This window comes from Paenibacillus sp. W2I17, from assembly GCF_030815985.1.
Lineage (GTDB): Bacteria > Bacillota > Bacilli > Paenibacillales > Paenibacillaceae > Paenibacillus.
Window position 1 is genome coordinate 3854199 of record NZ_JAUSXM010000001.1, and the last position, 25493, is coordinate 3879691.

At 47.4% G+C, this 25493-nt stretch carries 25 protein-coding genes and 1 pseudogene; 5 read left to right on the forward strand and 21 right to left on the reverse strand.

Going from position 1 to position 25493, the window contains the following annotated elements:
• Nucleotides 1-102: 102 nt before the first annotated feature.
• The 8 genes and pseudogenes from QF041_RS17030 to QF041_RS17065 form a co-directional block, all read right to left on the reverse strand.
• The gene (locus QF041_RS17030) at nucleotides 103-486 is read right to left on the reverse strand and encodes a hypothetical protein (protein WP_307415043.1); all 384 of its coding nucleotides are present in this window, start codon (nucleotides 484-486) and stop codon (nucleotides 103-105) included.
• 112 nt (nucleotides 487-598) lie between these two features.
• On the reverse strand, nucleotides 599-1846 hold the full coding sequence (locus QF041_RS17035; RefSeq protein ID WP_307415044.1) for an ABC transporter permease: 1248 nt from the start codon (nucleotides 1844-1846) through the stop codon (nucleotides 599-601).
• Nucleotides 1847-1867: 21 nt separating this feature from the next.
• Nucleotides 1868-2599: an ABC transporter ATP-binding protein gene (locus tag QF041_RS17040; protein ID WP_307415045.1), complete on the reverse strand. Its 732-nt coding sequence runs from the start codon at nucleotides 2597-2599 to the stop codon at nucleotides 1868-1870.
• A 160-nt stretch (nucleotides 2600-2759) separates the two neighbouring features.
• Nucleotides 2760-3100, reverse strand: a pseudogene (locus tag QF041_RS17045) (type II toxin-antitoxin system death-on-curing family toxin).
• Nucleotides 3097-3342: an AbrB/MazE/SpoVT family DNA-binding domain-containing protein gene (locus tag QF041_RS17050; RefSeq protein ID WP_373461345.1), complete on the reverse strand. Its 246-nt coding sequence runs from the start codon at nucleotides 3340-3342 to the stop codon at nucleotides 3097-3099. Before QF041_RS17050 ends, QF041_RS17045 begins: the two are co-directional and overlap by 4 nt.
• 176 nt (nucleotides 3343-3518) lie before the next feature.
• Nucleotides 3519-4433: a hypothetical protein gene (locus QF041_RS17055; protein ID WP_307415047.1), complete on the reverse strand. Its 915-nt coding sequence runs from the start codon at nucleotides 4431-4433 to the stop codon at nucleotides 3519-3521.
• A 49-nt stretch (nucleotides 4434-4482) separates the two neighbouring features.
• Nucleotides 4483-5832 carry a hypothetical protein gene (locus QF041_RS17060; protein ID WP_307415048.1) on the reverse strand — a complete coding sequence of 450 codons (1350 nt, stop codon included), beginning with the start codon at nucleotides 5830-5832 and terminating at the stop codon, nucleotides 4483-4485.
• Between the two features lie 207 nt (nucleotides 5833-6039).
• A complete protein-coding gene (locus QF041_RS17065) occupies nucleotides 6040-7371 on the reverse strand; it encodes an MFS transporter (protein ID WP_307415049.1) in 1332 nt (443 codons plus the stop codon).
• A gap of 347 nt (nucleotides 7372-7718) precedes the next feature.
• On the opposite strand from QF041_RS17065, the gene QF041_RS17070 reads away from it, so the two are divergent.
• The 3 genes from QF041_RS17070 to QF041_RS17080 all read left to right on the forward strand — a co-directional run bounded on the left by QF041_RS17070 (nucleotide 7719) and on the right by QF041_RS17080 (nucleotide 9648).
• Nucleotides 7719-8180, forward strand: coding sequence for a MarR family winged helix-turn-helix transcriptional regulator (locus tag QF041_RS17070; RefSeq protein WP_017690799.1), 462 nt, complete (start codon nucleotides 7719-7721; stop codon nucleotides 8178-8180).
• Between the two features lie 274 nt (nucleotides 8181-8454).
• A complete protein-coding gene (locus tag QF041_RS17075; protein ID WP_036673079.1) occupies nucleotides 8455-8772 on the forward strand; it encodes a transposase in 318 nt (105 codons plus the stop codon).
• 9 nt (nucleotides 8773-8781) lie between these two features.
• Entirely contained in the window at nucleotides 8782-9648 is an 867-nt protein-coding gene (locus QF041_RS17080) for an IS3 family transposase (RefSeq protein ID WP_307415050.1), read from the forward strand.
• Nucleotides 9649-9937: 289 nt separating this feature from the next.
• Here QF041_RS17080 and QF041_RS17085 read toward each other — a convergent pair whose 3' ends face one another.
• From QF041_RS17085 to QF041_RS17095, 3 genes are all read right to left on the reverse strand, one after another.
• Nucleotides 9938-11443 (reverse strand): MDR family MFS transporter, encoded by a 1506-nt coding sequence (locus QF041_RS17085; protein WP_307416992.1) that lies wholly within the window; start codon nucleotides 11441-11443, stop codon nucleotides 9938-9940.
• A gap of 272 nt (nucleotides 11444-11715) precedes the next feature.
• Nucleotides 11716-12288 carry a GNAT family N-acetyltransferase gene (locus QF041_RS17090; RefSeq protein WP_036614167.1) on the reverse strand — a complete coding sequence of 191 codons (573 nt, stop codon included), beginning with the start codon at nucleotides 12286-12288 and terminating at the stop codon, nucleotides 11716-11718.
• Between the two features lie 199 nt (nucleotides 12289-12487).
• The gene (locus QF041_RS17095) at nucleotides 12488-12784 is read right to left on the reverse strand and encodes a hypothetical protein (RefSeq protein WP_036614170.1); all 297 of its coding nucleotides are present in this window, start codon (nucleotides 12782-12784) and stop codon (nucleotides 12488-12490) included.
• 185 nt (nucleotides 12785-12969) lie between these two features.
• Here QF041_RS17095 and QF041_RS17100 point away from each other — a divergent pair, with 185 nt between their 5' ends.
• Nucleotides 12970-13467 (forward strand): GAF domain-containing protein, encoded by a 498-nt coding sequence (locus QF041_RS17100; protein ID WP_036614172.1) that lies wholly within the window; start codon nucleotides 12970-12972, stop codon nucleotides 13465-13467.
• 151 nt (nucleotides 13468-13618) lie between these two features.
• Here the strand turns inward: QF041_RS17100 and QF041_RS17105 are convergent, their stop codons facing one another.
• The 7 genes from QF041_RS17105 to QF041_RS17135 all read right to left on the reverse strand — a co-directional run bounded on the left by QF041_RS17105 (nucleotide 13619) and on the right by QF041_RS17135 (nucleotide 21725).
• A complete protein-coding gene (locus QF041_RS17105) occupies nucleotides 13619-14431 on the reverse strand; it encodes a MerR family transcriptional regulator (protein WP_307415051.1) in 813 nt (270 codons plus the stop codon).
• Nucleotides 14432-14802: 371 nt separating this feature from the next.
• Nucleotides 14803-16227 carry an aldehyde dehydrogenase family protein gene (locus tag QF041_RS17110; protein WP_307415052.1) on the reverse strand — a complete coding sequence of 475 codons (1425 nt, stop codon included), beginning with the start codon at nucleotides 16225-16227 and terminating at the stop codon, nucleotides 14803-14805.
• Nucleotides 16228-16389: 162 nt separating this feature from the next.
• A complete protein-coding gene (locus QF041_RS17115; RefSeq protein WP_307415053.1) occupies nucleotides 16390-16812 on the reverse strand; it encodes a universal stress protein in 423 nt (140 codons plus the stop codon).
• A gap of 18 nt (nucleotides 16813-16830) precedes the next feature.
• Nucleotides 16831-18051, reverse strand: coding sequence for an MFS transporter (locus tag QF041_RS17120; RefSeq protein ID WP_307415054.1), 1221 nt, complete (start codon nucleotides 18049-18051; stop codon nucleotides 16831-16833).
• Nucleotides 18052-18281: 230 nt separating this feature from the next.
• Nucleotides 18282-18734: a helix-turn-helix domain-containing protein gene (locus QF041_RS17125; protein ID WP_101315043.1), complete on the reverse strand. Its 453-nt coding sequence runs from the start codon at nucleotides 18732-18734 to the stop codon at nucleotides 18282-18284.
• Between the two features lie 191 nt (nucleotides 18735-18925).
• Nucleotides 18926-19288: an SdpI family protein gene (locus QF041_RS17130; protein ID WP_307415055.1), complete on the reverse strand. Its 363-nt coding sequence runs from the start codon at nucleotides 19286-19288 to the stop codon at nucleotides 18926-18928.
• 205 nt (nucleotides 19289-19493) lie between these two features.
• Nucleotides 19494-21725, reverse strand: coding sequence for a heavy metal translocating P-type ATPase (locus tag QF041_RS17135; protein WP_307415056.1), 2232 nt, complete (start codon nucleotides 21723-21725; stop codon nucleotides 19494-19496).
• Between the two features lie 227 nt (nucleotides 21726-21952).
• Between QF041_RS17135 and QF041_RS17140 the strand changes: the two genes are divergently transcribed.
• A complete protein-coding gene (locus QF041_RS17140) occupies nucleotides 21953-22324 on the forward strand; it encodes an ArsR/SmtB family transcription factor (protein ID WP_036614212.1) in 372 nt (123 codons plus the stop codon).
• A 151-nt stretch (nucleotides 22325-22475) separates the two neighbouring features.
• Here QF041_RS17140 and QF041_RS17145 read toward each other — a convergent pair whose 3' ends face one another.
• The 3 genes from QF041_RS17145 to QF041_RS17155 all read right to left on the reverse strand — a co-directional run bounded on the left by QF041_RS17145 (nucleotide 22476) and on the right by QF041_RS17155 (nucleotide 25457).
• A complete protein-coding gene (locus tag QF041_RS17145) occupies nucleotides 22476-23636 on the reverse strand; it encodes an AI-2E family transporter (protein WP_047841385.1) in 1161 nt (386 codons plus the stop codon).
• A 315-nt stretch (nucleotides 23637-23951) separates the two neighbouring features.
• Nucleotides 23952-24986: an LLM class flavin-dependent oxidoreductase gene (locus QF041_RS17150; protein WP_051449565.1), complete on the reverse strand. Its 1035-nt coding sequence runs from the start codon at nucleotides 24984-24986 to the stop codon at nucleotides 23952-23954.
• 159 nt (nucleotides 24987-25145) lie between these two features.
• Complete coding sequence (locus QF041_RS17155; RefSeq protein WP_036668255.1) at nucleotides 25146-25457, reverse strand: ArsR/SmtB family transcription factor; 312 nt, start codon at nucleotides 25455-25457, stop codon at nucleotides 25146-25148.
• Nucleotides 25458-25493: the final 36 nt, after the last annotated feature.

The following is a 25493-nucleotide window of genomic DNA, read 5'->3' on the forward strand; positions in this document are numbered from 1 at the left end:
TGCCAAAAACCCCGATATCCACTATCTGTGGACGATCGGGGTTTTTGGGCATTGTTCCATTTTAGAAAAATTGGCTCGAACTGTTCTTAGCTTGTGATGCTTCTATGCTTTCACACTGCCTGAAAATCCATCAGCCGAATCATCGTATGTCGGGTCATCGCTATAGTTATGTCTGCCTTGCTCCGTCTGACTTCCCTGGGTTCCGTTCGCATAACCCTCATTCCAGTCTTCATTCACGAGATGAGCCGGAATCGATATATTCTGAAACTGATCCAGCTCTTCCGTTTGCGCGGCAAATACGGCACTTCCTCCATGAGATTGTACAATCTCTACGGCAGACTGAGGATCTTGGCGATCTGTGGGGATGTACAATTCCAGCGGGCCGGACTGATACGGCTTATATCCCAATTCCTCCAAGGTTGCCCTTGCGGCATTCAACGCTGAACCATCTGAAAAATGCACCTGTAGTTCGCTATTATCCATCATCGTCTCTTCCTCCTTGCTACAGCTAATCTCTCATCATCCATAGATGAGATTCTTCTTCTATAGCATGGGCAGATATAGCGCACGATATGCTCCGAATTAGAAAGGAATTCCTTTAGGCCCGGGTCAGCCGAACCCATCCGGCAATAGATAAGACACAGAGTCCAAAAGCCACCGCACCTGCAGCTGTCAGAATACCGACGATCCAGCCGAGCCAGGCCAATCCCAGCGTGAATCCCATAAGAATACCAATCGGGACAAACAACATCCGAACCATCATTGAACTTGCAAGATGCAGCGCCTCCGAGTCATATGTTATAAGCTGAACATAGTCGGACGTGGCAAAAACATCCCAGGAACGATAAAACATCACCGTCAACATGATGATTAATAACGCACACACAATGATATTGACCGGAAAAGGTGGCAATGCAACTGCTGCGATGGATAGTCCTCCAAGCTGCAGATACAATTTCATCGTGGCCGAGTTCCGGAAAAATGCCTTGAATGCAATCTCCGCTGTCCGATTCGCGATGGAACGCTTGCGTAACAGTTTACGCGGTTTGCGGAAGATAATAGAACGTGTTCGTGGGGCTTTCGGCTTGCTCACTGCCCGGCTTAACATTAGAGCTGTAAGCTGCAGCCTGCTACGCAGATCCTCCCGCACATCCCCTTCAAACGTTCCCTTCATCAACAGCCTCATCTGTCCAACTGTAATCAGAAGAAGCATGATAATTACAATTCCAAAACTGATTTTCCATGTCTGTCCATGCATCCATGATGTCGCATTAATGGTCATATAACCTATGCCAATGACGAGAGGGATCATCTGAATCCAGCGCCGCCATCCTGTAAGCCGAACCTTTGTCATATGTAGTGTTATGGCTTGAAATGAAGCTACTGCACCAAACCAGACAGCCATAAGTGCAATCTGGAGATTCGACATCTCATAGACACGAGACCACAGGGGTGCGGTCAGCGCTGTAATCAGGATCATTTTGCCCAGATGTTGCAGACAGGACCGGTAGAGCCCTTGCCTCATTAACGTGCGCATCCACAACGGCCTTGATTTCAGAAACAATACATCCGCTTCCTCCACAAATATCAACACACCACCGGTAAGCATAACGACGTCAATCAGCCCAGTCAGTACGGGGAGCGGTAATCCTGTCGCCCATGCAGGCAGTGATTTGGTCCACAGACTCGTGTACCATCCAATCAGATAGAGCAGACCCGGAACAAGCAGGTATACCCACACTGTCCAATCCACGACGAGTCTGAGATTTTTCATCTGTTCCTTGAAGTGCTCTTTGCGTCTTCGTCTGTATAAACGAAGTGGGGTATAACGCTGGGAAGTTTCCATTCTCTCTCACCCTTTCTCTATCTAAGACGTCAATACATCGAAACAGTCAAACAAAGAGGCTTCCGGCAATCCTGCCGCTTCACGGATCTCATCCAATGTTCCCTCGGCAGCCGATCTGCCCGAAGCAATCAGAATAAACCGGTCGCAGATTCGTTCAGCGGTATCCAGTACATGCGTAGACATAAGCACACCCGCGCCGCGGCGACGTTCATCATCAAGTAATTTTAGAAAATCCTTGGTTGCACGAGGGTCCAGTCCGATGAACGGCTCGTCCACAATATAAATATCCGGGGAAGACAGAAATCCGATCATCAACATCATTTTCTGCCGCATGCCCTTTGAGAAACTGGCTGGAAGATCATTCCGAACATGGTCCATACCGAAACGAATCAACAGTTCCTCCGCTCGGGTAACAAAGGCCTCTTCCTCCATTTCATACGCCGCTGCGGCCAGATCAAGATGTTCCCATAAAGTCATATATTCATAAAAAACCGGTTGCTCCGGGATATAGGCATAACGACCATCTCCCCCAATCGTCACTTCATAGTTCGCATGTTCCAGCAGACCAAGAAGTGTTTTGATTGTGGTACTTTTGCCCGCACCATTGGGTCCGATAATACCTACCAGTTCTCCTCGCCCCACATTCATTCGAATATTGCGTATGGTTGATTGTCCCGGCTCGTATCCTGCCTCTGTAATATGTACGTCCAATATGGACTCCTGTACTTCCTTACTGTTATATTCCGTTCCCATATCATTCACTCCCTGTTCTGATCAGGCGTTTATTTCATTCTTTATGTTTTATTGTAATCGAGTTGCGGGTTGTATGTTTGATCATTTTGGGCATTTCTATATAGATGGCAAATAAACAAAGCAATAAATCATAGTAATGTATGATTTATTGCTTTGTTTATTATTCTTCATTTTCAGAAACAGAGTATGTACGAATAATTGAGACTAATCGTACAAATGTGTACTTGTGGTTCACCATATCAACAGTAAAGTCCTCAGCAAATGTTTGATCCATCTTAAGATACACATTGTTATAACGTAGAAAGATTACCAATGCGGTAAAAGCCGTTCTTTTATTAGCATTATGAGAAGGATGGTTTTGGCCCAAAGATTGAAAGATTGCAGCAGATTCAAGCAGGCCAGAATCTTTAATTCCAACTGCTCTCCAGGACTGTAACGCTTAATCATAGCTACGTTGATCGCAATAATCTCTTGAATACTCAAATACCGGGTCATACTCACCTATCCTTGAGACCTTTCAAGGTTTGATCATATTCACCCATCACTTCAGCCAATGTATCCATAAAATCACTACTGATTCCGTTAGGCAAATTAACTTTTGTAGCCTTTTTAATAATAATCTCCCCATTAGACTGATTTATCTCGATTTGAACCATATCGCCTTGCTCAAGACCAATTTGTTTGAAGGCATCTGTCATTGTTAATCCAAGACTATTACCGAATTTCGTTACTTTTCGTTCCATCTTACTCACCCTATTCATTCATTCATTCATTACTACCTCTAGTTATACTATTTAATTGTTATAACAATTATAGTGAAACTTTTGTCCATTTGCATATTATTTCGAATTTTGAAATGCAAAAAAGAAGCAGGGGTTCCGGAGCCCCTGCTTCTTCATATTACAATGAAAATCTCATATTACCGATTTGTCTCCACCACAAGAGTAGTTTCATTCTCTGCATCTGCATCCACGTTCAGACCGAGATCCAGTGCTCCACGGCTTTCGCTCGCGTAGCTGCTGCTGTCGGTACGCTCACGGTCATTCACGCGGTTAGTGCGTTCGGATTGAGCCATCGTTGCACTCTCTCCTTCTGCTTTTGCGTTCAGACCCAGATCCAGTGCTCCGCGGCTTTCGCTCGCATAGCTGCTGTTCACGTTACGCTCGCTGTCTTTCACGCTGTTGTTGCGTTCAGATTGAGTCCAAGTCGCACTCTCTCCTTCGGCATTCACGTTCAGACCTAGATCCAGTGCGCCACGGCTTTCGTTTGCGTAGCTGCTGTTCACATTACGCTCGCTGTCTTTCACGCTGTTGTTGCGTTCAGATTGAGCCATTGTTGCACTCTCTCCTTCTGCATTCACGTTCAGACCCAGATCCAGTGCGCTACGGCTTTCGCTTGCATAGCTGCTGTTTACGTTCCGATCCTCGCCGCCTCGTGAATAGTCGCTCATCGTTGTACCTTCTCCCGACACATTGGCATTCAGCCCAAGGCCCAGCTTGCCAGAACTGCTACGCTCAACTGTGTGGTCGGAAGAAAGATCATTGTAACGGTTCATACTCTCGGAAGATAAGCCGGCATTAAGGCCAAGATCCAGATTTAATGCTCCGCTTGCACTGGATGAACCTACGTAGCTACCATGGTTACCGTAACCTGTGTCACGGTGTCCTGACAGAAGAGATCCCAGCTCCAGGCGCAAACCTGCATTTAGATCCAGATTGCCACTGCTGTTATTGCTATAGCTATCTGCGTAAGTTGCCTGCGAAGCTCCCAGCAATCCAGCTACCAACGTACCCGACAATACCGACAATTTTACCCAACGATTCACTTTTTTCATGATGATATACACTCCTTCTCAATTTTGGTTGAATTAACGCCATTGTTGCCTAAGAGAAAGAGGTATATTGCGGCGGCCGCCCAGGCGGTGCCTGTGACCATTGACTGAACCCATCGAGCCGTTCCATTCGGAAGGCATAATCGTAATCTGGCGTAACCAGACCTGTTGTTGCTCCCGGAAGTGCAGCGGCTGGAGCGGTTGCTCCACCTCCAGTTACACCGGACGAACCGGAGCTTGTCCCTGCTGAAGCATTAGCTGCTCCGGGAGAAGTTGCTGCAACAGACCAACTGGTTGGTCGTTCTGTGCGAGTCTGCAATGGAGATGTTGCATCGACATCATCTTGTTTCAGATTGGCTTCCTGGTTACTCTGCACTTGTTCAGTGACAGCTGGTTTAGCAGCTGTCTGATCTACGAGGAATAACTCGTTATCGGGCAAACCTGCATTAACATCGAAATCCTGCGTCAGATCGGTTACTTCCACAGGCAATGCCTGCGGGACAACAGGTTGTTCTGGACGTACTTCTGGTTCCGAGGCGACTTCAATCACTTTGCCCGTAACCTGTACTGCGTCCTGTCCTTCCTCATTGTTCTGAGATGAGACAGGATTTGCGAGCTCACTCGTATTGGAAGTTTCAACATTCGGTGTTTTGACGACCGTCGGCTTTTCCGGAGTGACTACAGGCGGTTCCGGCTTCACACTTGGAATCTCCACCTTTTCCTGATCAGGATTGAGTTCAGCGGATACGTCTACAACTGGAACCTCTGCTCTCACAGAAGGAAGCTGGACATTTCCCGTACTCAGATCCACTTGGGATGAAGAGATATTGACGGAAGTAACCTCAGGCACATCCACCTTAACGGAAGGTAATTCAACCTTACCCTGCCGAAGGTCTGTTTTCACAGCAGACGTCTCTGCCTTGATGACCTGCGGTACCTCTGCGGTAACGCCAGGCAAGGAAGCTGTACCTTTGTTCAGGTTCACCTGACTGCTTGATACATCGGCTTTGATCACCGGTGTATCCGCCTGTACAGACGGCAGTTCGACGGTTCCCTTCTTCGCATCAATCCCAATCTCTGATGTTCCGGCCGATCCAAGCGGCGTATCTACTTTCAACTCAGATACACTCAGCTTACCTGTCGATTCATTCGCTTTGAGCGACGGAACTTCAACATCCAGTAGTGGTGTGGATACCGATACCGACGGAGTCAGGTTCAACCCGCCATCCGAATCACGTGAAAACAGATTTAGCGACAATCCGCTGGACGGTTTTTCAGAAGATACCTGAGCATCATCCGCATACACATGTGACGATCCAAACCCCAGCATCAAAGTCCCGGCGAGTATAGCCAATGGTATGCTTCCAAGACGCACAATCGATTTTGGTAACTTTACATTCAAGTTGCTTCACCCCCTATCCGCTAATGCGTTGGTGGGACAAGGAATATGAGTTTTCCCCTAGGAATAATTAGAATACAGGGATTTCTGCCTGTTCCTCATTAAACGTGAAGGCGTTTACTCAAACGCTTTTTAATCATAAACTTAAAATTTGAAGTAAATTCAAACCTTCATTTTAACTGTTCTAACCTGAGCAGATCCGGCCTGTTTTCAGTCGCCTGCAATCATGGTCTTGGCTTCAATGGAGCCATTCAGATCGGCTTTTTCCCCGCTACGTTTCATCAAATAAATCAAACCAAGCAGGGTCAGCAAAATGCCTGAACAGACAAAAGCCGGCACTACACCAAATGAAGTGACCATAAATCCGCCTACCACCGGGCCCATAATATTACTGGCTGTCATCACGCTGCCTACCGTTCCAAATACCCTGCCTGTCATCGCCTCAGGTGTTTGTTCCTGCAACAGGATCTGAAAGGGGACAATCGCAAACCCAATTCCGACACCTGCCAGGGCAAAGAGGGATACTAACAACAGATTGGCACCTAGCCCGGCGTGCGGCCAAATCCCAACAATAACTCCGGCTCCGCCGATAACCAGACCCATAAGTGTGGTACCCAGACCCATTTTCAAAACATGCCCTGCATGCTTCCACTTCCGTACACTCATCGCTGCAATTAATGTACCTGCGCCACTTGCTGCCACGCACCATCCCAGCAGATCAGTTGAAATTCCGGGAAGTTGTCTGAATAACACCACAGTCTGTGAATCGGCAAATTGCAGAAAAAGTATGGCTGAAGCAAGCAAAATCAGAGACGTTCCTACATGAGGGAGAGATGCGAGCATGCGGATACCCTCCAGTGTTTCTTTCCAAAAAGAGCCTTTTGAGCGGTTGCGAACATCCCCAGCTGTCTCTTCCTCTACTTCTGTTACGTTATGAATTGCGGTTTGGATCACCCGAGTTCCAGGAATCCACAATAAAATGATGCCGGAGATCAGAAAAGACGCTGAATCGAGAACAAAACACCAGGTAATGCCAAAAGCGGCTACCAAAAGTCCGCCAAGCGCCGGACCAATGATTTTGGACATCTGTTCGATCACCGAGCTGATGGATACAGCTTGCACAAGTTGTTCGCGGGGTACAATTTCCTTCAGCTTTCCGTTTTTGGCCGGAGAGAAGATTACATCAAACAGGGATTTGAGGACAAGCAGTATGTAGACGTGCCAGATCTGGTCAGCAAAAATTAACGCACCCACGATGATAATCCGTGCACCATCAGCTACAATCATCAGCCATTTTCGGTTCAGACGATCTGCAAGCGTGCCTGCGAATGGCCCTGTCAACAGAATGGGTAGTGCTGCGGAAAGTGTGACAAATGTAATCTCCCATGGCGTTGCATTCCAGCGGATACCCACGAGGGTCAGGATTGCGAGCAGATGCAGCCAATCACCCAGATTGGAAATGGCCTGTGCCACCATCAATGTTACAAAAGATCGGTTATTCTTCAGCGGTCGTTGTCCTTCAAACGTTAAATCACTTGTCATCCTTCTTCTCCTCCATTATCTTCCAATTCATAGTATGAACTCATTATATAGAGCAGCCCTCTACTCGACCTCCTGCCAGAGGCGGAGAAAAAGCGACATCTGAAGGATGATTTTTCAGCATGATGAATGATCAAATTTTAAATGCTAAAAATGCAAATCTTGTGACATATCGCATGTTTTTCGTAGAAATAGAAGTTTACAATTAAACCATGGCGACAACCTGAATCGTCAAACATCACTAAACAACTCATATAAGTTGAAATACTCTTTTACCTGAACAGCATAACGGAGAGGACCCCTCTTCATCATTTCAACTTATAAAACTAATCTGAAAAGGCGGGATCAGCATGCTGGAATTACAAGAAATCGGAACCGAACGTTCACTTCATCTGTACCGCACCTTGGCCCAGACATTCAAGAGCGTGAATGAACACGCTGTATCCGGAAGCAAAGTGCATGGCTTCAACCCCACCGCATACGGGGTGCTCGAAGTGTTATATATGAAAGGAGCTCAGCCGATTCAACAGGTTGGCGCACAACTTCTGCTGCAAAGTGGTAATGTGACCTATGTGATCGATAAGCTGGAGCAAAAAGGATTGTTACACCGCAAACATTGTCCGCAAGACAGACGTATCATCTTTGTGGAACTGACCGAAGAAGGACAGCGCACCATGGATGACATCTATCCAGGCTATGCGTTGAAGATTGATCGGGCTGTAAGTGGACTAAGTGAGGAAGACAAGGAATTGCTGTCCGAACTCTTGGGAAGGCTTGCACATTCTGCAGACCGTTTATCAGCGAGCAGCTAGAGCGTATCTTCAAACCTGCCGAAAGCCGGAGCGTAACAGAATGTACTGGAGCAGATATGGAGCGGGAGCGCTAACGAACCTGTGACGTCTTATTCAAGGGTTTGAAGCGCTCGCAGCATTTTAAGGAATCTGACACACGCTATCTTTGAATAAACAGCCGTTTACAACGTGTTTTTCAGGTGATTTCGGGAAATAACGTGTCTCCTGGAGCTAGAATAAAAAGTGGACACCCGTTAACGGACGGAAGGATAATAAGACTAACGGAGGTGTCCACATGGGAGAACAGCGGCAACGATATAACGAAGAATTCAAGAAACAAACGGTCAAATTCATTCAAGAGCAGACGAAGACACTTGGAGATTTGGCAGAAGAACTCAACATTCCAAAAAGTACGTTACACCAATGGATGAGTAAGTACCGCGAACTAAAACATGAGCCTGTTGCCAGTGTAGATCGAGTGAAGGAACTGGAAGCAGAGCTTCAAGAGATGCGCCGGTTGCTTCAAGAGAAAGAGCACACGCTTGCGGATACACAAGAAGAACTGGCGATTGTAAAAAAAGCAGTGCACATCTTCAGCAAACCAAAGAGCTAAGATTTCAGTTTGTGGAAGACCATCGCTCCGAGTTTTCTTTTGGAGAAGATGTGCAGTACCTTTCAAGTATCACGGAGCGGATATTACAAATGGCGAATGGACCGAACCAGCATGCGACAGAACCGCAAAGACGAGGTCATGAAGCGTATTCGGTATCATTTTTACGACCACCAGATGCGGTGTGGAAGCCCTAAAATTACGTATCTGCTCCATTTAGAAGGGTTGCGAATCTCTTCCCGTACCGTCAGTATATACATGCGTCAAATGAATCTACGTTCTGTGGTCATGCCCAAATATCGCGTTCAGACTACGGATTCCAAACACGACCATCCCCTTGCACCAAATACGCTGAATCAGCAATTTAAAACGTCCAAACCGAATACGGTATGGGTTACCGACATCACCTACATTCCTTGCCGAGGAGGTCGCCTATATCTCGCCAGCGTTCTGGATTTGTGCACACGTGAAATTGTAGGCTGGCGTCTATATAACCATATGGAAACCAGTTTGGTGATGGGTGCACTGGAGGAAGCTTACAAGGCCAAACGCCCTGCTCCGGGATTACTCCATCACTCGGATCGGGGCTCTCAATACACGTCAAAAGAATATGTGAAGCAACTAAAATCATACGGAATGGAATCAAGCATGAGCCGCCGAGGAAACTGTTATGATAACGCCTGTATTGAGTCGTGGCACAGTATTTTAAAGAAGGAACTCATTTACTGCAACCCTCGTTTTAAGACACCGGAAGAGGCTTATACTGCCATCTACCAGTACATTGAGTTCTATTACAACCGCAAGCGAATGCATGGCGCGCTAGGGTATCTTTCCCCTGCTCGTTTTGCGATGAAATTTACGGACAAATCCGCAGCGTAGTGTCTACTTTTTTGACATAGGTCCATCATGTTCCTTACAATTTAGAAAAACGAGCAGAAGGTCAAATAAGGCGTCCTCAGTTCCTTAGAAATTCGTCTGGACGATTCACCAGGATCAGCCAGCCTGTACTTCAAAATGCTTTAGACACGGACATCCCCCAACATATCACTTGCCTGAGTTTGAAGATAAACTTTAGTCACTGCACATGTGCCATCAACAAAAATAACCGGATTTGCCTGACATCGGCGAATCCGGTTTTCCATATGTTTTTCGTATATATATCTTCTTTTTACTTTGAGCCTTGTGGCTGCGGTGGAGCATCTGCATCTTCGGGTACAATTAAACGTTTGCGTAGAGCAAGCGTCGTTACCCACGAGACCAGTGCAATGACGAACATAATCACAAACAGGGAATGCAAGCTTCCTTCCAAAACGTTACGCAGTAGCGCCCATTTATCATCAGATAGGGCAGCATCCGTATGTGGTGCGAGCAGTTCGTTCAGATCATTCTCCGATATTCCAGCCACAGCCAGATTCTGTTCACTGGATAACGTGGAGATGCGGTAGTTCAACCAGGTACCAAAAGCCGCTGCACCAATCGTCTGTCCCAATGTACGCATAAACGTATGCAGTGCCGTAGAGGAGCCACGCTCCTTATACCCTACAGAAGACTGCGCAATAATGGTGAAGATCGTGAACGCAAAACCGAAGCCGAGGCCATAAATAAAGGTCAATATAAATAGCACAGCCTGCGGGGATGTCCCGCCCACCAGAAAGAGTCCACCCGATCCAATCGCAATTCCGGTTAATCCAATCAATGCGGTCATACGTGATCCAATTTTCATCAATAGGCGGCCTGCCATCACACTACCAATGAGCCAGCCCACCGACATCGGCGCGAGCAGCAACCCGGATTCCGTCGCATTACCTCCCCGAACCCCCTGCACCCAGAGCGGCAAATAACTGGTCAGGCCGATCATCAAAGTACTGGTCAGGAGTCCGGCGATATTCGCCACACGGATGTCCCGAATTCGGAACAAATGTAGTGGAACCATAGGGGCCTGAGCTCTTTTTTCCACCACGAAAAATAAAATGATAAACAGAGCGGCGACCACACACAGCACAACAATCAACGGAGAACTCCAGGCATAATACTGCCCACCCGCCGACAGGACAAATAGCAATGCAGTAATGCCCACCGTGAAGGTCAGTGCACCGACATAGTCAATTTTGGCCGTACGCGGCGAGATATCTTCCTTCAGATAACGAAATACAAACCACATCGCAAGCAAACCAAATGGCACATTAAAACCAAAGATCCACTGCCAGCCAAGATTGTCTACAAAATAACCGCCAAGCAGCGGTCCCGCCAGAGAGGAAATGCCCCACACGGAGCTAATCCAGCCCTGAATTTTGCCACGTTCTTCAATGGCGTAGATATCCCCAATAATCGTAAATGTAACAGGAACTACCGCACCCGCACCGATCCCTTGAATGGCACGAAAAATAATTAATTGCTCCATGTTCTGCGACAGACAGCACAAGAGTGAACCGAGTAAAAATAAGGCACAGCCAATCAGAAATACAGGCTTTCGTCCATACAAGTCACTGATTTTGCCGAAAATGGGCGTACTCACAGCCATCGTCAACAGATATGCGGTGAAAATCCAGCTCAGCAGCTGTACACTCCCCAACTCACTGACAATGGTCGGCCCTGCCGGACCAATTACGGTGCCTTCAATCGCTGACAGAAATGTCGCGAGTAACAGCCCCGTCAAGATGAAACTGCGCTTCAAACCTCCAGTTGCATTCACACAAACCCTTCTCTCTTCATTCTCTATATAATTGGTACGTTAATTTACACCTCTACTACGAACCAGAACAAGCTTCCAATCGCTGTTATCCCCAGATTTTTTCTTCTCCTCTCTAAAGGAGAAATCCGGTGATAGCGTATGCTTCCGATGTAGCTTTCTTTCAGAAAGCTTTAAAGGCGAACGCTTCGCTTCTCCAGCTTTGTTCTGTTTCTTCGTTTACGTGTAAATTTAAAAGCAATTATATATTGTCTCTTTTATTTACCTCGCTTGCGAAGGAACTCATCATACAACATGGAGTACATCACCATATCCTTGTATCCGGTTGACGTATGCTGCACCTGACGCAGCAATCCTTCCCGCGTGAAACCGCGGTTTGTCAGGAACTCGCCGGAAGCCAGATTACGTGGATCAACCAGCGCTTCAATTCGATTAAGACCCATGGTCTCATACCCAAAGGGCAGCAATGCGGAGAAAGCCTCCGTCATATAACCGTGGCGCCAATAATCACGTCCCAGCTCATAACCGATCTCACCCCGGAATGCGCCTTCAAGCTGCCATGTGTTGAAGCCACAGCTGCCGATGAGCTTGCCTGTTTCTTTGAGTTCGATCCCCCAGCGGATCGCATCCTCTTCTCCTGCCATTTGGTTGAGCAGTCCAATCATGTCCGCCGCTTCGCTTGTCCCAATCATGGGTGCAAGATTCATGTAACGGGTCACCTCGCGATCTGACCAGCATGCGAACATCTGGGCCGCATCCCGGCGACGCATTTTACGCAGACGAAGCCGCGCAGTCTCCATTTCGGGAATTCTTCCTTTGCATTTATACATATAAAGACACTCCGATCCGATCTATCTCCGCAGACCATAATATTCACTAGTCATCTAATCATAACCTGCGCCGAATGGCAACTGTTCAGTCATGGACACACGTCAAAAAACCGGGCCAATTTCGCTCCCGGTCTTGTTGTACGTATGGATCCATTCAAGTTTGAGTGAATTACGGAATCATGGCTTGTCCAGATGAATTTTAAGCTTTGGACGTTTTCTTGCCCTTTCCCAGTAATTCATCGCTAACCCGGCCAAACACAGCCGTGATTTCCTTGAATTCTTCGATGCCAGTCCCGGTTAGGCTCCATTGGTCCCCGTGGGCGGTCAGGAAATTCTCCTGTGTCAGGTGTTCAAGCTCCTGCTTGATCTCCCGCTCTCCAACACGATATCCCCGTTCTTCCAATAGGGGCAGTGCCTCGCTAACGTTCAAATCCTGATTTTGCGCGAAATATAGTAGATGAATCCGTACAAAAAGATTCTGTACCTCTGCATGCATAAGCCAAGCTCCTTCCCGGGTTATAGCCCTCCGTGGTTGCTAAGTAATTACCCCACGCAAGAAGCTGAGAAACAGGAGGATTCTTCAGGTATTCCCTTCCCTTTCCGAAATCCTCCGCTTGACTAACCGCATGCTCTGCACTATCTTGAAAATAAGTACCATTTTGCTCGGGAGGGTGATTTACCATGTTTCAAGCTGTTTCCTATGAAGGAACACGAAGTGAGCAGCACACCGCCGTCCTGGGACAGTTAAGTGCTCTGATCCGCGATGAACCTAGTGCGATTGCCAATCTGGCGAACGCTGCTGCGCTGCTCAATGTATTTATGACCGACACCAATTGGGTCGGCTTCTATCTGTATGATGGAAAAGAACTGGTCCTCGGGCCATTCCAAGGACTGCCTGCCTGTATCCGAATTCCACTGGGACGTGGTGTATGTGGCACATCTGCTGCGGAAAAACGTACCCTGGTCGTTGACGATGTTCATGCCTTCCCAGGCCACATTGCCTGTGATGCAGCATCGAACAGTGAGATCGTCGTACCTATTATCAAAAACGGCGAACTGTACGGAGTGCTGGATATCGACAGCCCGATCAAAAACCGTTTTGACGACGAAGACCGCGTCTTCCTGGAGAAAGCCGTAAGCCTGCTCACAGAGCAGTTGGAGGCAACCATACCCCTTTAGGAAATGATGAACAAGATGATCGGAGTCTCATCACACACGATGATGAAGAACCCGTAATAACAAAGAGCGCAGTCCTCTCAGAGGTCTGCGCTCTTTGTTATCCATTATGATTCACACCCATGTTCTTGCTCGCCCATGTTACTTTATGCATCTAGGATAAATCATGTTCCGCTTTAATCATCATCCCATCCCGCAGGAATTCAGCCAGCCTCGGGTGGTAACCATCATACATCTGACGGAAATTTTTATGCTCTACATACAGATTGGCCAAATCCCGATAGATCTCAGCGGTGGGTGTATAATAACCTTTAATCCATTCAAGATGCCTGCCAATAATCCCTTGTACTTTTGCACTACCGGGTTCCAATCCATCCTCAATGGCCTGTTGCAAGTCCAGATGAACTTGATCAATTTTCGCCTGGGAATCCAGATAGTCTTCTTTTGACTTCAACTCCTGATTTTCAGGTAATGTGGATGAATTGGAAGATTGGATGTCGGACCTCTGAACACCCTCTGTCTGCACATGGTACATATCATTATTGACTACAGGGTCAGAACCCGATTCATTCAGCAACTGGTGACGCCCCTTATTTACAAAACCGATATACAGCTCATGTTCATCAAGTTCCTGTTCACCTTGCAAATGAGAGATCGTTTTGTCCAGTGTCTGAATCAATCCATGCAGACGGAGTGCCTTCTCCAAAATGTCAATGCGATGCTGCTTCATGATGCGTATGACATCCTGGGGATTATCCCGGAGCATCGGGGCAATCTCATTCTCCTTCATACCTACTTCCTTACAGAAAAGGATTTGCTGGAGTCTTAGCAATTCCTGCTTTTCATAATAGATGTCCTCATCTACATCCCCAAAAGTCGGATTTAGAAGACCTGTCTCTGCATACTCGCTCAGTTCGTTCAGACTTACGCCTGACATTCCCGATACGTCAACCATGGAATACGCCATTTGAATACACCTCCTGCCTGTCCTGCAACTCCAGAGTTCAGGCTTAATTCATACTGCATTTTATTTGAATAGTGAGAGAATATAAGACTTTCGGCAATGCTGTACCGCTTCATTCCGCTCGTGCTCTGGATGGGTACATCATGCTTCGGTGATATGATCGGCGTTTAGTCAGTTATGTTGCGGTATGTTAACTATGTTATACCCGTCTCATCAGATGTGAACCCGCAGTCAGCGAAGAATCCGCATGTATTTTTGAAACTCTTTTCCATGATCTTCATATAAAAAAAAACCTGTGCCATTATTCTGGCACAGGAGTGTGTAGTTATGTTTTCATTGGCATACGGTATATTGAGTAAAAGAATGGAAGAGCATCACCCTTTGTTAAACATAACAAACTTCAATTCCGTCATTTCCTCTACAGCATATTTTACACCTTCACGCCCAATCCCACTCTGTTTCACCCCACCATAGGGCATGTGATCCACTCGGAACGTCGGAATATCATTAATCATAACTCCGCCTGCTTCGATCTGATCGACAGCATGGAGGGCGGTGTTGATATCGTTTGTAAATACGCCTGCCTGAAGCCCGTATATCGAATCGTTAACATGTTCAATACCTTCTTCAACGGAATCTACCGTATTGATCACAACGATGGGTGCAAACACTTCCTGACAGGATACCTTGGCATCACGCGGAACGTTAATCAGTACCGTTGGACGCAGAACGCCTCCTTCAGCTTGACCGCCTGCTGCCACTTCAGCCCCTGCCTGTTTGGCTTCTTCAATCCAGTCGAGTGTACGCTGTACATCCTTGGAAGTAATCAGCGCAGAGACCACCGTATCCGGGCTCAGCGGGTCTCCGACCACCACTTGTTTAGCCGCTTCAGCGAAACGCCGGATGAATTCTTCCGAGATGTCACGATGTACGTAGATTCGCTGTAGCGAGATACATACCTGTCCCTGATACGTGAAAGCTCCGGTCACACATCGAGGAACCACTTTGTCCAGGTCTGCGTCCTTATCCACGATCACCGCTGCATTCGACCCAAGCTCCAGTGTCACGCGTTTGAGTCCTGCTTTGCTACGAATGCTCGTGCCTACCGCTGGACTGCCTGTAAACGTAATGTGAGCAACACTAGGGTGCTCAACAAGCACATCACCAATGGTTTTGCCATCACCGCTCACCACGTTCAGTGCACCATCCGGCAATCCGGCTTCCTGAAGCAGATTAGCGATGTAATAGGAAGACAGAGGGGTCTGCTCCGCAGGTTTGAGAACAATCGTATTGCCCGCTGCCAGCGCTGGGCCTACCTTGTGAGCTACCAGGTTCATTGGAAAATTAAATGGTGTAATCGCACCGATGACACCTAGAGGTTGCCGCATCGTATAGCCGATACGCCCTTCTCCACCTTTGGCTGCATCCATCGGAACCGTCTCTCCGGTCAGCCGCTTGGCTTCTTCGGCGGCAAAACGATACGTTTCCACTGTCCGGTCAACCTCAGCCAGTGCTGCCGTAATTGGCTTCGCCGCTTCAAGCGCTATGATTCGCGCTGCTTCTTCCTTGCGTTCTTCAAGCATGGAGGACAACTTGTACAGAATATCTGCACGCTGATGTGCAGGCATCTGGCGCATTGCCTTCCCAGCTTGAACCGCAGCTGCAACAGCAGCCTCCGCTTCCTCGGCTGAAGCCGAAGAGACTTCTGCCAGCGTTTCCCCGGAGTATGGTGCTTGAAGTGTTTTATAATCTACAGATTCGGTCAGCTTGCCCCCGATAAACAGATGTTGTTTTTTCATATGCTGCATCCTCCATCCTTTTAGAGCCTATTGAACTTAATCTATTTATACACTATTTCCGTGCCATCAACCCACTACGGTGTTCGGCAATCATGGCTTGTAACGTACCTGATGAGCCATTGTGGCGATCTTGAGCTATTGCATTATAAAGGATTTCACAACCTATTTAACCGTCAGGACGGGGCATTCTGCATGTTTTAACACGCCATGACTGACACTGCCCACGATCATCTCTGCGAGCATGCCTTTCCCGCCTGTACCCATCACAATCATTCCACAATCTCGTTCACGCGCCACACGGCAGATCTCATTAACGGGATCACCTGCAATCAGCAGTGTTTCATACGCAACGTCCCGTCCAGACAGCTGTCTGGTCACCGGTTCTATAATATGTTGCCCTTCTTCGGCAATACGAGCTTCCAGATCAACACCCAATGCAGGTTCATTGATAGAGATAGCCGGATTAACATGCACGATCAACAGACTTGCGGGATGTTTCATATCTTCAGCCAGGATCAGTGCTTGCTCCAAAGCCTTATGCGCATGATCCGAACCATCAACAGCAACCAATATATGTTTCAACATTGCAATTCCTCCTGTGAATTAATGTGATGTAATAGCAGAATCGATATCCCGCAGATGATGACGGCGTACCAGCAGTACCACGACACCAATCAGAACCATTAATGCGCCAAAATAAAACGGCGTTTCCGGCAGGAACCACTCGGACAATTTACCTGCAAGCCATGGAGCAAGTGCACCACCCAGGAAACGAACGAAGCTGTATGCAGCAGAAGCAACAGAACGCTCCACAGGTGCAGCTTCCATAACAGCCGTTGTAATCAATGTGTTGTTAATCCCAAGGAAAATCCCCGCTACAATGACTGCAATAATAACGGTAGTTGGTGAACCCATCACCGTACCTACTGCCATAACAACCAGATCAATCGCGAACAATGTAAGCATGACACTCATGGACGGAACCGATCCGAATCGGCGTTGTAATCTTGGTGCGACGAATACAGACGTAATCGCCAGCATCAGTCCCCAGCCAAAGAATACGTAACCCAGGCCGTGCTCATCCAGATTCATGACATATGGTGAATAAGCCATCAAGGTAAAGAAACCAAAGTTATACAGAAAGGCGGTAATCGCCAATGTTTTCAATGAAGGATAACTTAATGCTTTGAACGGATCGGACAAAGAACTGCGTGTTTTCGGTTTGGCCATTTTGGGCAGCATAAATGTAATGCTTATAAACGCAATTGCCATCAGAACAGCCACCCCATAGAACGGGCCACGCCAAGAGATGGAACCTAGCTCACCACCAAGCAGCGGTCCAACCGCAATCCCGAGACCAAGTGCTGCTTCATACAAAATAATTGCCTTGGCTGTCCCCGACGTGGACAATCCCACAATGGCAGATAACGCCGTTGCGATGAATAAGGCATTACCCAGTCCCCAACCGCCACGGTAACCAACCAGTGCACCTACCGTGTCTGAGGTACCGCCGAGGAACGAGAAGATAATAATCAGCAATATACCGCTGAGCAGCGTCCACTTCACACCAATCCGGCTGGATACGACACCTGTAATCAGCATCGCTACCCCGGTTACAGCGTTATAACTGGTAAATAGTAGTGACACCTGGCTTTTCGAAGCATGCAGCTGATCTGCAATCGCAGGCAGAATCGGGTCAACCAGACCCAGACCCATAAAGGATATGATACATGCAAAGGCAACCGCCCATACCGCTCGCGGTTGGGATAACAGGCCCCCACGTGATGACGGCAATTCGTCCGGTAATGATGGCTCTCTTTTCATACGTAATTCCTCCTGTGAATAATTTATGTGGTGAATCTTTTTATTTGAAAACAACCGTGAAAATAATGAAAACATTCTATGCATTTTCAGAATTAGAGGTAACAAAACGGCACAAATGACACCGAAACATCCGGTGTTTGTACAGGATCGCCACAGGTACTATGGTGCTCACTCCATGTAGCGATTATGTGTATACAGTTTTGTTTATTAAACTTTAGATGCTAATTCGGTTAGCCGTCTTCATCACCCTGCGGATCATGTGCCTGTAACTTCTGAATACCGCTCCGAACGCGTTCACGTAGCTCTTCCAGTTCAGTCTGTACGGCATGTATGCTCTGAAGTTTCTGCTCAATCAGTTGCAGCTGACCATCCAGCGTTGTTTCCATCGCGGTAAGCTTCTCGATCCGTTCTCTTACCTCGGTCGTCTGCTGGTAGTCAAAACGTTGTTCGTTCAAGGCATCTGCCGTTGCCACATAGGTATGTAACTCCTGAAGGGAGAATCCAAGTACCTCTTTGGCGCGAACCACCTTCTTCAGATAATCGATATCCTCCCGAGTGTATAACCGCGTACCGCCATCTGTCCGCTGAGGTGAAGGCATGACACCAATCTCTTCATAATACCGAATGGTTCGCTTGGTCAAACCACATTCCTTGGCTACGTCGTCGATTTTATATAAACTCATTTCCCTCACCTCTTCCATATGTCTATAATGTTATGTACATAATTATATATAAAATTAACGTTAACGTCAACGTTAGATTTCATGTATGAAGTTTAGCAAGTTTAACAGCCTCTTCACTTCTCTATCTTCAATAAAAAAAAGACCCGCTTCACACGCAGGTCTTCCTCTGTACACTATTCATTCATTTTACCTTAAACGTTCTGCTCATTCTGTTGCTGTTGCTGTTGAGCACGCTGCATTTGCTTCAACCGGCCTTCAACTCTGGTAAACAATCTGAACGTATAAAATCCTGTAGCAACCAGACTCAGCACCAAAGCTCGTACATCTGTAAGCCAGAAACCGATAATGCCGAATATCGTAATGATCACACCAAATTGCATCATTAGATTGGCGCTATAACTTTGCGCTTCGTTCCACAACTCGGGATTACTCATTGCGCGCGGGGTCCGATACCCATATATTCCGTTAATCATTTTTGGTGGTTTTTTGAACACCATGAACCCCAGAATGAAATAACACACTCCGATAATGATCCCTACTACTGCTCCTGTCAAAACGTTCTCCCCTTCACTGTTGTCTTCCTTAGACCTGCTTACACTGACACTCCGATGACAGAATAACCTGCGATGGTATCTTCGCTTCTTCAGGTTATCTCTGTCCTCTCCGTTCTCGTGTAAATGTCTAGTTAGACTTATCTACATAAAAATATAAAAACGGCTCTACGTATATACGAAGAGCCGCCTGGATCGTTTCGTAAACTTAGATATTCTTCACACGAAGTACACGCATGGCGTTCAGGACGGCCAGCACCGTGACACCGACATCGGAGAATACCGCTTCCCACATGGTAGCTATGCCGAACACACCGAGTAGCAGGAAGATCGCTTTAACCCCCAAAGCAAACGCGATATTTTGCCATACAATCATTCGTGTACGCTTAGCAATGCGGATTGCACTCGCTAGTTTCGACGGTTCATCGGTCATGATGACCACATCAGCCGCTTCAATCGCGGCATCCGAGCCGAGCCCACCCATGGCCACGCCCACATCGGCGCGCGCCAGTACAGGTGTATCGTTGATACCGTCACCGACAAACACCATTTTTTCCTTCGGAGATTTGGCAGCTTCCAGTTGCTCCAGTCGTTCGACTTTATCCTGTGGCAACAATTCAGCGTATACCTCATCCACACCCAGCTCACGTCCTACCGCGTCACCTACGGCTTTGGCATCACCTGTCAGCATGACCGTTTTGCGGATGCCGAGTTTCTTCAGCGCCTGAATGGCCGCGGCTGCATCATCCTTGACTTCATCGGCAATGATCAGATGACCAACATACGTGCCAGCTTCAGCCACGTGAACTATCGTTCCTGTCGTCTCTGGTGTGGTATAGGATATACCTGCCTGCTTCATTAATTTGGCGTTGCCTGCCAGCACTTCCCGACCATCGACACTCACCTTAATCCCGTGTCCGGCAACCTCATCATAACCTTCCACACCTTGCGTAGGAATGGCCTTGGCCCAAGCTACGCGAATGGATTCGGCAATCGGATGATTGGAGTTGGCTTCCGCAATGGCTGCCAGCTTCATCAGTTCTTCTTCCGTACGTCCACCTTCGGGACGAATGGCTGTTACTTTGAATACACCTTTGGTTAGTGTACCCGTTTTATCAAAAACAACGACTTTCACATCGTTCAACGCTTCAAGGTAGTTACTGCCTTTGACAAGAATCCCGTTACGTGAAGCTGCTCCGATACCACCAAAGAATCCAAGTGGAATAGAAACCACCAGCGCACAAGGGCATGAGATAACCAGGAAGACCAATGCACGATAGATCCAATCGGCAAATGTTGCACCACTAAGTATCAACGGCGGAACAAATGCAATCACGGCTGCAAGGATAACAACAACCGGTGTGTAATAACGAGCAAATTTACTAATAAAATGTTCTGTTTTCGCTTTCCGACTGCTCGCGTTCTGCACCAGGTCCAAAATCTTGGATACCGTTGATTCACCAAACGTTTTGGTAACTTCAATTGTCAGCATACCATTTTTGTTCACAAATCCACTCAGTACATCACTTCCGGGCTCCAATTCACGAGGTACGGATTCACCTGTCAGAGCAGAAGTGTCCACCATGGAACGCCCAGCTCTAACGATACCATCCAGCGGTACTCGCTCTCCTGCTTTCACGACAATACGATCACCAATCCGTACGTCTTCCGGAGATACACGCCGTGTCTCGTCACCCGAACCCGTCAGGATATTCGCGTAGTCAGGGCGAATGTCCATGAGCGCTTGAATCGACTTGCGTGACCGATTAACCGCCATGCCCTGAAACAGCTCCCCGAGCTGATAAAACAGCATAACCGCTACCCCTTCTGGATACTCTCCAATCGCAAAGGCACCCAAGGTAGCGACGGACATCAGGAAGTATTCATCGAATACCTGACCGCGGATGATGTTTTTGGACGCCTGGAGCACGATATCTCCCCCGGCAATCAGATATGCGAGCGCATATAGAGTAAACTGTGCCCAGCCCTCCAGCGGCGACCAGATTGCGGCTGCGAGCAACACAGAACCTGCAGCAAGACGAGCAAGCAACACTTTTGTCTGTCCTGCACCATGTTCATGCGAGTGTTTGCCATGTGAATGTGAGTGTCCATGATCATGTCCAGTATGGTCATGACGGTGTTTATGCGCACCAACTGCACTCCCTGTATGGGTGTGCACATGTCCGTTCATCTGTTTTCCTTTTTCCGAAATGCGAATATGAGGCTCCAGCCGAAGCACTTTGCGCTTCGCTTCTTCCACTACCTGTTCATCCATGTCGGAAGTGGTGTGTAGCGATAATGTTTTGGTAACAAAATTGACAGAGCATTCGTTAATGCCCTTAATTTTTTTGACGCCATTTTCGATCTTCAATGCGCAGTTCGCACAATCCAGTCCATCAAGCAGCAGTTCCCTTTTCACCTGTTCCTGTCCGGTTCCCATGTGAATTCTCCCCTTTGCAGTACAAAAACGATGTTATATTTCAATTGTATTCAATATATGAGCACTCATTCATATGTTTAGTTACCCCTATTATATGCACGCCTAAACATGAGTGTCAACAATCGTTGTTGATTTTTCATACAGATTATGCTAATAGTAATCATTTCGCTTTAGGCGGGTTTTGGATATAATAGAGCTATAGTTGTTAACATAGGCGGTGATAGGAAATGGAACAACCGGTTAAAGCACCAAGCGAATGTGATGCAGCCTGCTCAGGCACTGAAGCCGACGTGCAGACGATTCGCACTTCACTCATAGATCGGGAGACGTCTTCCGAGATGGCAGATTGGTTCAAGGCATTCAGCGACCCCACACGTCTACGTATTATTGATGCGCTGTTACAGAAGGAATTATGTGTTCATGACCTGACGGTTCTGCTCGACATGGGACAGTCGGCCATTTCACACCAGCTGCGTTCTCTCCGCAACATGCGGATCGTCAAGCGACGCAAGGAAGGCAAGACCGTGTACTACTCTCTGGATGATGCTCACATTGAGCAGATTTTCCTGCAAACGCTCCAGCATATCAAACACAGCTAGGCAGCAGCCAAGCTTGTTCATGAAGAAGAACCCCCGCCTCTCGGCTATATGCCGATGGACGGGGGTTCTTCTTGGTAAGGGTACCGTTTTATACAGGATACAAAGTGACTATATCTTCTGATTAACTATCCATTGGAGCTTGCCACTTTGGTCATAAAAGATTGTTTTTGTTCGGATCATACAGGCCGGATCTGTCCTTGAACCAGTTGAAGATATGTGATACACATACTTTCAGCACCGCGTATCCTGGAACAGCGAGCAGAATGCCCACGACTCCAAACAGATTACCCGAAGTCAGAATGACAAAGATAATCGTGATGGGATGAATCTTCAGCGTTTTGCCCATGATCTGTGGTGAGATGAATTTACCCTCGATTAACTGCACGATTGTCCATACGGCAACCATCTTCAGCAGCATCACCGGCGAAGTAACCAGGGCCACGATCAACGCAGGTGTAATTGCAATTGCTGGTCCCAGATACGGAACAACACTCGTGAACGAGGCGATAATGGCAAGAATCAGTGCATAATCCAGACCAATGACCATATAACCGATGTAGAGTAGAATACCGATGCAGAAGCTGACGATAATCTGTCCACGAATGAATGAACTGATCTGGTGATTGATGTCTTCCAGCACATGCATTGCGCCCGTACGGCTCTTGATCGGCAGGAAAGACAGAATTTTCGCTGGCAGCTTCTTGCCGTCTTTCAGCAGATAGAACAGAATGAATGGAACCGTTACGATAGACAGCACGGTCTCAGTGAAAGCTCCAAGGAATCCGCCCAATTTGGTCCAGGTCGAGTTCAGAATTTCAGTAGCCTTTTGGGAGATTGTTCCCCACCAGTCCTGCGAATTCAGATTCACCGTTTCCTGGAACTGACCGAACAGTTGGCTGCCCGTGAGTTCCTCGAACTGCTGTTTTACCGTCTCGCTGTATGTTGGGAAATTTTCGATCAGCCCCATAATCTGGTTCCGTACAACCGGAATGACTGCCAGCACTACGACGGTCAGAATGCCTCCAATCGCAAGATACAGGATTAGAATGGACCAGCCGCGCTTAATTTTCCACCTCTCCATCACATCCACAATCGGATTCAGCAGATAATAGAGTATGCCTGACAGAATAATAGGTAGCACAATGGTTTTGATGAGTACTGCGAGCGGATGAAGAACAAAGGATACTTTGGTCAGAACCATCACGTTCAGTCCCACCAACAGCAGAATCAGCAGAAATAGGACAAACTTGTTGTTAAGAAAAAATCGCTTGAACCGCTCCGGCCAAACGCGGGGTTGCTCAGGTTGCTCCATAGGCGTGTCGTCCTCTCTTATGACCCTTAATCAAAACTTAACTATAAAGCTAGATAAATGCCCATACACACGAATAAAAAAAATACCTTGTACAAGCCAACATATGTATAACACTCTGGATTTATACGTATGGTACTGATTAACCGTTTCAAATTAAACCGGGTAAAGTCATTTTACCCCAAAATGAGTCTTCTGCCCCACACGAATCATTTGCAAATTCTCCCTATTCAAAAACGGCCCGCCTCACTGGGAGACGAACCGTAAATTTATAGCTATACCCTATCATTAAGCCAGCTTTAACGCTGAAAATGAAGATTAAGCTTTTCCCGCTAATTGTGCGATTAACTCATAGGAATGCAGCCGTGCCTTATGATCATAGATCATGGATGTAATAATCAGTTCATCTGCCTGCGTCTGCCGAATGAAGGATTCCAACTGCCCACGTACGGTTTCTGGTGAACCATTTACAGCTGCCTTCAGCGTCTGCTCCACACCAGCTTTCTCACGATCCGTCCATTTGCCTTCCATCTCTGCCGGAGGCTGTACCAATCCCGTTGTGCCACGAATAATGTTCAGGAACTGCTGTTGCATCGTTGTACCCAGCCATGCTGCTTCCTCGTCTGTATCCGCAACAACAGCGTTGACACCAACAATAACATGTGGCTCCTTCAAGCTATCAGATGGTTGGAAGTTGTTTCGATACGTCTCTAATGCAATCCGGGTGTAATCGGGCGAGAAGTGGCTGGCAAAAGCAAACGGCAATCCCAGCTGACCTGCCAGACGTGCACTGAAATCACTGGACCCCAAGAGGTAAATTGGAATATTCAATCCTTCTCCAGGAACTGCGCGAACAGGTGCATGATAAGACGTCGCCGAAGCATCAAAGTATGCTCTAAGTTCTGCCAATAACTCAGGGAAATCTTCCCCACTGTTCAGATCTTTGCGTAGTGCAAGCGATGTACGACGGTCACTACCTGGTGCGCGACCCAGTCCCAGGTCAATTCTGCCAGGATACAAGGATTCCAGTGTGCCGAACTGCTCAGCGATGACAAGCGGCGCATGGTTGGGCAACATAATGCCTCCTGAACCCAGACGAATCGTTTTGGTTCCACCAGCCAGATATCCAATAACAACCGAAGTTGCGGATGAAGCAATACCCGGCATGTTGTGATGTTCAGCTACCCAGTAACGGTGATATCCCCAACGCTCAGCATGCTGTGCCAGATCAAGACTGTTGCGCAAAGCATCAGCAGGTGTTGCACCCACTACGACAGGAGCCAGATCCAAGATGGAAAGCTTAACGTCGTTGATGTGTTCTTTATGGGATGAAGCCGTATTTTCTGTAGTCATTATCGTTTAATCTCCTCGATGATTATATTTTTGTATATCCAGATATATAGATTTATTAAATCGCAGCTGGATATGGTGATGTGATGATAAACTAGCCGTTTACATCCGGACGGAATCCCTGCTTGCATATGCATCCTAGCTTCCGTTCCGGCATCCGGCTTATAACTCGTTCTGCACGTACTCGGCAAACTGACGGATTGTCTCTTCGTTGCGCCGATAATACGTCCATTGTCCTCTTCGCTCGGAGAGCAGCAACCCTGCCTTGAGCATGGTCAGCAGATAACTGGAGATAACCGACTGAGCCAGTCCAGCCTTCACTTGAATCGTGCCAACACAGATTCCGTTCTTGCCACCATCCGGATGCTGTGATAGTTCCAGCGGTGGAAAGTGTTGCTCCGGGTTTTTGAGCCACAACAAGATTTGTCTACGTGTCTCGTTCGATAATGCTTTGAATATAAGTATAGGTTCCATGGGTACGATGTCCCACCTCCATTCGTCTGTGTTCGT

What these genes read in the sequence shown, in the direction of transcription:
- QF041_RS17030 (WP_307415043.1), bottom strand. Translation starts at nt 486, where the DNA reads ATGATGGATAATAGCGAACTACAGGTGCATTTTTCAGATGGTTCAGCG.
- QF041_RS17035 (WP_307415044.1), bottom strand. Translation starts at nt 1,846, where the DNA reads ATGGAAACTTCCCAGCGTTATACCCCACTTCGTTTATACAGACGAAGA.
- QF041_RS17040 (WP_307415045.1), bottom strand. Translation starts at nt 2,599, where the DNA reads ATGGGAACGGAATATAACAGTAAGGAAGTACAGGAGTCCATATTGGAC.
- QF041_RS17050 (WP_373461345.1), bottom strand. Translation starts at nt 3,342, where the DNA reads ATGGAACGAAAAGTAACGAAATTCGGTAATAGTCTTGGATTAACAATG.
- QF041_RS17055 (WP_307415047.1), bottom strand. Translation starts at nt 4,433, where the DNA reads ATGAAAAAAGTGAATCGTTGGGTAAAATTGTCGGTATTGTCGGGTACG.
- QF041_RS17065 (WP_307415049.1), bottom strand. Translation starts at nt 7,371, where the DNA reads ATGACAAGTGATTTAACGTTTGAAGGACAACGACCGCTGAAGAATAAC.
- QF041_RS17070 (WP_017690799.1), top strand. Translation starts at nt 7,719, where the DNA reads ATGCTGGAATTACAAGAAATCGGAACCGAACGTTCACTTCATCTGTAC.
- QF041_RS17075 (WP_036673079.1), top strand. Translation starts at nt 8,455, where the DNA reads ATGGGAGAACAGCGGCAACGATATAACGAAGAATTCAAGAAACAAACG.
- QF041_RS17090 (WP_036614167.1), bottom strand. Translation starts at nt 12,288, where the DNA reads ATGTATAAATGCAAAGGAAGAATTCCCGAAATGGAGACTGCGCGGCTT.
- QF041_RS17095 (WP_036614170.1), bottom strand. Translation starts at nt 12,784, where the DNA reads ATGCATGCAGAGGTACAGAATCTTTTTGTACGGATTCATCTACTATAT.
- QF041_RS17100 (WP_036614172.1), top strand. Translation starts at nt 12,970, where the DNA reads ATGTTTCAAGCTGTTTCCTATGAAGGAACACGAAGTGAGCAGCACACC.
- QF041_RS17105 (WP_307415051.1), bottom strand. Translation starts at nt 14,431, where the DNA reads ATGGCGTATTCCATGGTTGACGTATCGGGAATGTCAGGCGTAAGTCTG.
- QF041_RS17110 (WP_307415052.1), bottom strand. Translation starts at nt 16,227, where the DNA reads ATGAAAAAACAACATCTGTTTATCGGGGGCAAGCTGACCGAATCTGTA.
- QF041_RS17115 (WP_307415053.1), bottom strand. Translation starts at nt 16,812, where the DNA reads ATGTTGAAACATATATTGGTTGCTGTTGATGGTTCGGATCATGCGCAT.
- QF041_RS17120 (WP_307415054.1), bottom strand. Translation starts at nt 18,051, where the DNA reads ATGAAAAGAGAGCCATCATTACCGGACGAATTGCCGTCATCACGTGGG.
- QF041_RS17125 (WP_101315043.1), bottom strand. Translation starts at nt 18,734, where the DNA reads ATGAGTTTATATAAAATCGACGACGTAGCCAAGGAATGTGGTTTGACC.
- QF041_RS17135 (WP_307415056.1), bottom strand. Translation starts at nt 21,725, where the DNA reads ATGGGAACCGGACAGGAACAGGTGAAAAGGGAACTGCTGCTTGATGGA.
- QF041_RS17140 (WP_036614212.1), top strand. Translation starts at nt 21,953, where the DNA reads ATGGAACAACCGGTTAAAGCACCAAGCGAATGTGATGCAGCCTGCTCA.
- QF041_RS17145 (WP_047841385.1), bottom strand. Translation starts at nt 23,636, where the DNA reads ATGGAGCAACCTGAGCAACCCCGCGTTTGGCCGGAGCGGTTCAAGCGA.
- QF041_RS17150 (WP_051449565.1), bottom strand. Translation starts at nt 24,986, where the DNA reads ATGACTACAGAAAATACGGCTTCATCCCATAAAGAACACATCAACGAC.
- QF041_RS17155 (WP_036668255.1), bottom strand. Translation starts at nt 25,457, where the DNA reads ATGGAACCTATACTTATATTCAAAGCATTATCGAACGAGACACGTAGA.